General features: G+C 67.9%; 9 protein-coding genes. 5 read left to right on the top strand and 4 right to left on the bottom strand.

From position 1 onward, the window contains the following. On the top strand, positions 1-496 hold a 496-nt coding region (locus BN972_RS30565), incomplete at its 5' end, for a PPW family C-terminal domain-containing PPE protein (RefSeq protein WP_455709863.1). 4 nt (positions 497-500) lie between these two features. Here BN972_RS30565 and BN972_RS21295 read toward each other — a convergent pair. The 4 genes from BN972_RS21295 to BN972_RS21280 form a co-directional block, all read right to left on the bottom strand. Then, positions 501-839 (bottom strand): GNAT family N-acetyltransferase, encoded by a 339-nt coding sequence (locus BN972_RS21295; protein ID WP_036362239.1) that lies wholly within the window; start codon positions 837-839, stop codon positions 501-503. Further along, entirely contained in the window at positions 836-1,825 is a 990-nt protein-coding gene (locus tag BN972_RS21290) for a pirin family protein (RefSeq protein ID WP_036362236.1), read from the bottom strand. The genes BN972_RS21295 and BN972_RS21290 overlap by 4 nt, the downstream gene beginning before the upstream one ends. A 62-nt stretch (positions 1,826-1,887) precedes the next feature. Beyond that, positions 1,888-3,270, bottom strand: a complete 1,383-nt coding sequence (locus BN972_RS21285) for an acyl-CoA dehydrogenase family protein (RefSeq protein ID WP_036362233.1) — start codon at positions 3,268-3,270, stop codon at positions 1,888-1,890. A 104-nt stretch (positions 3,271-3,374) separates the two neighbouring features. After that, positions 3,375-3,800 (bottom strand): WhiB family transcriptional regulator, encoded by a 426-nt coding sequence (locus tag BN972_RS21280; protein WP_036362229.1) that lies wholly within the window; start codon positions 3,798-3,800, stop codon positions 3,375-3,377. 142 nt (positions 3,801-3,942) lie between these two features. Here BN972_RS21280 and BN972_RS21275 point away from each other — a divergent pair, with 142 nt between their 5' ends. The 4 genes from BN972_RS21275 to BN972_RS21260 all read left to right on the top strand — a co-directional run. Next, positions 3,943-4,731: a helix-turn-helix domain-containing protein gene (locus tag BN972_RS21275; RefSeq protein ID WP_036362226.1), complete on the top strand. Its 789-nt coding sequence runs from the start codon at positions 3,943-3,945 to the stop codon at positions 4,729-4,731. Further along, positions 4,728-5,537: a C40 family peptidase gene (locus tag BN972_RS21270; protein ID WP_036362223.1), complete on the top strand. Its 810-nt coding sequence runs from the start codon at positions 4,728-4,730 to the stop codon at positions 5,535-5,537. Before BN972_RS21275 ends, BN972_RS21270 begins: the two co-directional genes overlap by 4 nt. A gap of 39 nt (positions 5,538-5,576) precedes the next feature. Further along, entirely contained in the window at positions 5,577-5,936 is a 360-nt protein-coding gene (locus tag BN972_RS21265) for a DUF4226 domain-containing protein (protein WP_036362220.1), read from the top strand. Between the two features lie 70 nt (positions 5,937-6,006). Next, on the top strand, positions 6,007-7,154 hold a 1,148-nt coding region (locus BN972_RS21260; RefSeq protein ID WP_036363620.1), incomplete at its 3' end, for a DUF4226 domain-containing protein.

Genomic DNA, 7,154 nt, shown 5'->3' with positions numbered 1-7,154 from the left:
ACCGAGCGGGGTGACCTCGGCGGCGGCACCGGCTGCCTCGGCGGCCGGCGCGGGCGCACCGGCACCGACCGCGGCCGCGCCCGCAGCCGCGGGCCCGCTGGTGCCGTATGCCGTGCCGGGGTTGGATCCGGGCGGCGGCTTCACCCCCACGCTGCGGGACCGGACGGCAGCCAAGGCGCCGGCGGAAGGGATTCCGGCGGCCGCCGCGGGAGTCTCGGCGCGCGAGAAACGCCGCGCCCGTCGGCGGCGCACCGACACCATGCCGGAGTTTCAGTACGGCGACGAGTTCATGGACTTCGACGATCCCGATGCGGCCCCGGTGGAGGAGCCGTCGGTGGCGGCGTCCAGTCGCGGCGCGGGAACCATGGGCTTCGGCGGCACGGTCGCCAAGGACGACGCCGACGCCACCGGGCTGATGACGCTGGCCTCCGACTCATTCGGTGGGTCGCCGACGATCCCGATGCTGCCCACCACCTGGGACCGCAACGAGCCGTAGCCGCTCAGTTGGGTTGGGTGTTGACCCAGCCCACGACCTCCGCCGTGACCGGGTCGGTGATGTCGTTGTACTCCGGGTGCTTCTTGAGCACCGTCACCACCATCGAGCACACCGGCACGATGCGCTTCCCTTCAGACTTGGTGTCCTGCAGCGCCTGCTCCAACAACAGCGTCGCCAAGCCGCGGCCGCCGAACTCGGGGTCGATCTCGGTGTGGTGGAAGACGCGCTGGTCGCCGCGATCGGCGTAGTCGGCCAATCCGACGACCTGGCCGCCGACCGAGATGGTGTATTTGCGGTCCTCCTCGGTGATGGTGACTTCTGCGCCGGTCTTGTCGACGGTCATGAGTGCTCCTTCGGTTTCGATGCGGACCCAGGCAGTGGCCTGGGCAATAGCCGGGTGGTGGGCATGGGCGGGGCCGGCAGCCTGGCGACCGAACCGCGGTAGCCGTGTACGGCGCCGAACCGGTCGTCGGCTTGCTCCCATTGCCGGCGATATTCGACGATCTCGTCGTGGCTGCGTCCCAAGAAGTTCCACCACATCACCAGTTGTTCCCCGAAAGGGGTGCCGCCCAACAACAGAACCCGGGCCGGTCGCTCCCCCAGATTGCGCAGCGGCAACACGCGATGCCCCGGCCCCTGGTATCCCAGATCGGCAACACCTAGGCCGGCCCCGCACATTTCCACCGCACCCTGGTCGCACAGCACACCGTGCTCGAAGGCCGGGTCGACCTCCAGTTCCAGTGCGGCATGTGCGTCGAGATCGATCTGGGCGCCGACCAGCGGGGTGAATGTCGTTACGGGCGAACGACTTCCGATCAACTCACCGAGGAACACCCGAATCCGGGCACCGGCCAGCGGCACCGGTTCGGGCCGATAGTGCGCGAAGTCGCGTCCGGTGTCGCGGGCAGCATCGGGCAGCGCCACCCACAGCTGCGCCCCGTGCAACACCCCGGAATCCACCGAGACCTCCGAGTGGCAGATGCCCGCCCCGGCAGTCATCAGATTCAGCTCGCCCGGCCGCACCCTGGCGTGCACACCGGCGCTGTCGCGATGTTCCACTTCCCCGCTGAACAACCAGCTCACCGTTTGCAGGCCGGTGTGCGGGTGCGGCGGCACGTCCATCCGCACCGACGCGGGACCATAGTGGTCGACGAAGCACCACGCTCCGATGAGCGAGCGTTCCCGTTGCGGCAACGTGCGCTGTACCCGCATCGCCCGCGGCCCGCCCAGCGGCACTTCGCGCGGACGCAACACCTCCACCTCGGGCCTCGATTCGGCCTGCTCTGCGCCACAGGCAACCTCGGTCGGCGTGCTTTCGAGGTTGCTCATCGTCGACCCTCCGAGAACTGGGCAGTTGGCGGCGATACCGCGACCCTACTCGCCGGAGCGCCCTACTTTCGGGGCGGCTGCAGTGCCTTCATCGCGACGCGCATGATCGGCTCCGGCACCCGGTCTTTGAGCGCCAGGGCGCGATCGGCCGCGCGGGACCGCAGCGGGGTGCCGCGACCGAACACCCGGTTCAGCGGTCCCCCGGTCGGTTCGACGGTCACGTGCAGCGGCGGGGTGTCCACCGCCGAGCCGAGCGCATTGGAGATGACCATGCGCTGAATCTCGCTGGTCCCTTCGAAGATCGTGTAGAGCTTGGCATCTCGGTACCATTTCTCGACCGGGTGGTCGGTGATGTAGCCCCAGCCACCCATCGTCTGAATGGCGCGCTCGGTGGCTTTGACCGCGACCTCGCTGGCGGCGAGCTTCGACATCGAACCTTCGCCGCGTTCGAAGGGGACTCCGCTGGCCGCCATCCAGGACGCGCGCCAGGTCAGTAGCCGGGCGGCGTCGATCTGAGTCGCCAACTCCGCCAACGGAAACGAGACACCCTGGTGGTCGATGATGGGTCCGCCGAACGCCTCCCGCTCGGTCGCGTATGCGGTGGCGTATTCCAGTGCCGCACGCGCGATCCCGATCGCCTGCGCGGCGACCATCGGGCGGGTCTGCTCGAAGGTGCCCAATGTTGCCGAGCCGGATTTCTTGCCGCCGGCGACCACCTCCCGGGCTTTGGCCAGCTTGTGTTCGAGCTTGTCTTCTCCGCCAAGCAAATTGGCACCCGGGATCCGGACATCGTTGAATTTGAGCTCGGCGGTGTGTGATGCGCGGCAGCCCATCTTGTCCAGCTTGCGCACCAACTCGAGTCCCGGCGTGCCACCGGGCACCACGAACAAGGCCTGACCGCGGTGGCCGAGTTCCTGGTCGACGACCGCGTTCACCACGTGCACGTTGGCAATGCCGCCGTTGCCGATCCACATCTTGTGGCCGTTGATAATCCAGTCGTCACCGTCGCGGCGCGCGGTGGTCCGCAGATTGCGGACGTCGCTACCGCCTTCGGGCTCAGAAATCGCCAGCGCGGCAAGCTTGAGGTCACCCGGGGTTCCGAAGCATTCGGGCGCCCATTCCAGCATCTGTTCGGGGGACGCGGCCTGACCGATTGCCGAGAGCGCCAGCGCCGGCATCACAATGGCCAAACCGATTCCGGCGCAGCCCCAGAACAACTCCTCCATGAACATCGGCAGCGAGATGCCGGTCGGGTCACCGATCAGGTCGCGATAGAACAGCGGGCTGTAGAAACCGCGCTGCGCCGCCTCCTCCAAGACGGGCCAGGGGAACTCCTGGTGCTGGTCATAGTGGAGGGCGACCGGGCGGATGACCTCTTCGGCGAACTCGTGGGTGCGACGCGCCAGGTCGTGTTGCGCATGAGTGGGGGTCAGGTCGAAGGTCATGAGAGCGCCTCTGGGTCAGTTGCCTCGGCCCGTACGGGGCCCCTGTCGTCCCCGGTATACCCTCCTCTACCGCTCTGCTATCCAACGGATTGACGGCGGCCGCATCAGGCCGCCGAGCGCGGTCCGGCCTCGGCCGCCCGGGCGGTCGGCAGGTGCAACACCACCGCGGTGGCCGGGACGGCGTCGTTCTCGCGGCGCGCCAGCAGCGCGGCACTCTCGGGCAGCTGCCTGGGGTTGATCTCGCCCGAGGCGATCCGGCGCAGCACGTCGTGGGCCTTGGCGAGTTGTTCACGCTTGCGGTACTGACCGCCGGGCAGCTTGACGCCGGCCCAGACTCCCCATTCCTCGCGGTGCCTGATCGCCCGTTCGGCGCACGACCGTTGCTCTGCGAGCGGGCAGCGGCGCAGGCACTGAATCCGGGCCTCGGTGGCGGACCGCTCGTAGGCCCGAGCTTTGGCGGCGCCGTCACCACAGTCGTCGTCGGGGTAACCGAACCAGAGTTCCGGGTTCGTCGCGCAGGGGTTGGTCATGCCGGCCTCCTTCAGGAAATGAAACGTAGACAAAAGCGTATACACAGGATTGGAGATCGCGCAAGAGAAGTGCGACAGAAACGTATATACACAACGGTGACTCAATCGCTGTGTAATATCCGGGACATGGCCGGAGCCAGCCGTGAGCCGTGAGTCGGCCGGCGCGGCGATCCGGGCGCTCCGCGAGTCGCGGGACTGGTCGCTCGCCGACCTCGCCGCCGCCACCGGCGTCAGCATCATGGGACTGAGCTATCTCGAGCGCGGTGTCCGCAAGCCGCACAAAAGCACAGTTCAACAGGTCGAAAACGGCCTCGGTCTGCCGCCGGGAACCTATTCGCGGCTGGTGGTCGCGGCCGACCCGGAAGCCGAACTCGGCCGGTTGCTCGCAGCCCAGCCGGCCGAGCCCGGCCCCGCGGGTGCAGATCCAGTCGTCCAGCGTCACGACGACACCGATGTTCTTGCCCGCTATGCCGAAGCGCAGCGCGAAACGCTCGAAGCCTTCATCGACCGGCTGCCAGCGAAAACATCAAACGAATACGAGTCGTATATTCAGGACGTGATCGCACAGTGCGTCAAGGCTGAGATGCTGGCCGCCAGTTCTTGGCGGTTGGCCGTGAATTCAGGCGGCGAATCGGCCTCCCGCTTGATCGAACATCTGCATGCGCTCGAGGAAACCCGCAGCGCCCTGTTGCAACGGTTACCGTCAAGCCTGGGCGCGCAGTTCGAGCAGGCTTGCGCGCAGTCGGCTCTGCCGGACGCGGTAGTTGCGGCAATGATCGGCATCGGCGCCGACGAGGTGTGGGACATCCGCACCCGCGGCGTAATTTCCCAAGCCGTCCTCCCCCGGGTGCGCGCTTTCATCGATTCCGTGCAGGGCGCGCAGTCGGCCCAGCACGTGCCGGTGGGCGGGGACAGTGAGGAAGACCGGTGAGTCCATCCGAGGTCGAGACGTTGACCCGCGCCCATCAGCTGTTCGCCGGCGCTGATCATCCGGTGCCGACGATCACGCTCGAACCAGACCGCCTTGGCGGGTCTGGTGATCCGAACAGCCTTGTGCAACAAAAGCATTACCTGCATGCTGCGCACCGTGTTCACGCCACGCTGGTATCGAGTGGCCGGACGGATGAGACGTTGACGACGATCCTTGCCGGTGCGCATCGGGATCGGGCGACGGCACGAGAGCTGACAGGCAATGTCGTCGATGAGGCCCGCGCGGATGCCGCGATCCCGTCGACAACACCGCTCGCCCAGCGGGAGGCGCTGCGCCGGCGGGTGGCACGGTTACGCGCACAGCGCGCGCACGTCGTGGCAGCCCGAGGGCAGGCCCGGCGGCGTCTGGCGGCTGTGCGTGCGCTGCGTTATCGCTCATCGCACCATCGTCCGGACCTGCGGTCGGCGCACGGCCGCGCCGGCCGCGCGGTCCGGGCCGCTCTGTCGCGCCTCGGCCGTCCCTACGTGTGGGGGGCGACCGGGCCCGACCGGTTCGACTGCTCCGGTCTGGTCCAGTGGGCCTACAAGCAGGCCGGAGTGCACCTCGACCGCACCACTTACCAACAGATCAACGACGGCGTCCCGGTGCCGCGCTCGCAGGTACAGCCCGGCGACCTCGTATTTCCGCACGCCGGGCACGTGCAGATGGCGATCGGAAACAATCTCGTGGTCGAGGCTCCCTACTCGGGCGCGTCGGTCCGGATCAGCCGGCTGGGCAACAACGTGCAGATACGGCGGCCCTGGTGAGAACCGTGATCAGCGCCCTGGTGAGAGAAGGTTGAACCCATGTCGGAACCCACCGGATCCCTAATGGCCGCAATCCGGGAGCGACAGAACGTCCTGGCGGGGAAGTACGGCATAGCCGCCGAAGCCGACCGCACCCTGTCCGAGGTCCTGACCAGCGCACATCAGACCATGCTTGACAGCATCCGGCGGCTCGATGCCATCGCGGCCGAGATCGAGCGCACCCAGCAGGCCGAACTCGCCGGCGATACCCCACTGGGAACGCGCGAATACCAGCGGTTCCTGGTAGCCAAGCAGCGTGAGATCGCCGCGATCTTGACGGACGCCCAAGAGATCAGCAAGGCGAAAAGCCTCGTACTGCGGGGTTTGCAGGACCGGTACCGGAGCTGCGGTTCGGCGTGAATTGTCCGGGCCACACCGCGTGGGTACTGTCCCGCGGCATGAAGTGGTCGGGCGCGCGCGGATCACGTCGATGACGACATATCAGGACCTCGTCGACACCATGCGGCGCATCCAACAAAGCACCGGGGGCCCGCAAGCCTGGATGACCGGGCTGACGGCCGCGGAAGTGACCGACGCGTTGAGCCCCGCGACGTCCGTGCCACGACTCGATGCGATCCTGGCCAAGATCCGTCAGCAACATCCCGACTTGTTCTCGCCGAATGGAACACCCCCGCCCGCCGGTCTGCCCACCCGCACCGAGGGCGATGCGGCCAAAGCCATCGCCCAAGCCGAAACCGCACTGGCGCACCAGAATTCGGCGACATCTCAGCTCGACCTGCAGGTGATCTCAGCCATCCTCAATGCCCACCTGACGAACACTGAAGGTCGCGACGCACTCACCAAGTTGCAGCAGGAACTCGAGTCCGCGGTCGCGGTGCGCACAGATCTGGACACCCCGGCCGGTGCCCGGGACTTCCAGCGGTACTTGATCGGCAAACTGAGAGACATCCGCGAGGTTGTCGCGACCGCGAGTCTGGACGACACGTCGAAGTCGGCCTTGATGGCCGCATGGACATCGCTGTACAACGCGTCGAAGAGCGGTTCGGTGACAGCGGCGGCATCCGGTGATCCGCGGCCCGCGCCGACACCAGTCCAGCCAGCCTCTAGCGCTGGCGGCCCGTTACCCGCATCGGATACCGAGCCAGGACTAGACCCCTTGTGGTTCGACGACCCGGGGCTGTCGGGTGCAGCCCCGCCGGAAGCCGCGGCTCCGATCGCACCCACAACGGCGCCCGCGGCGCCTGGCGGGGGCGGCGCCACATCACCGAGCGGCGGTGGTATGCCGTCCTGGGGTGCGCCGAGCGGCCTGCAGCTGCCCGCGCTGTCCGGCGCCGGGTCCGGCCGGGATTCCGGAGCTCTGGGCGACGGCGCCTTCGTCGACCCCGATGATCGCCGGCGCCACGAGGACAAGATCAAGCGCGACGACGACGGAGACGACGCCGCCGACGACGAACCACATGACCAGGAAGGCGAGCCTGCGCCCGGCCAACCCGAGGCACCGCCGGCGGGCCCGACCACCGTGACGCTGCCCAACGGGGAGACGGTGACGGCCGCAAGCCCCCAGCTGGCCGCGGCAATCAAGGCTGCGGCGAGCGGAACGCCGATTGCGGAGGCATT

The organism is Mycobacterium asiaticum DSM 44297 (assembly GCF_000613245.1).
GTDB classification, from domain to species: Bacteria; Actinomycetota; Actinomycetes; order Mycobacteriales; family Mycobacteriaceae; genus Mycobacterium; species Mycobacterium asiaticum.
This window is presented reverse-complemented; position numbering and strand designations above follow the sequence as displayed.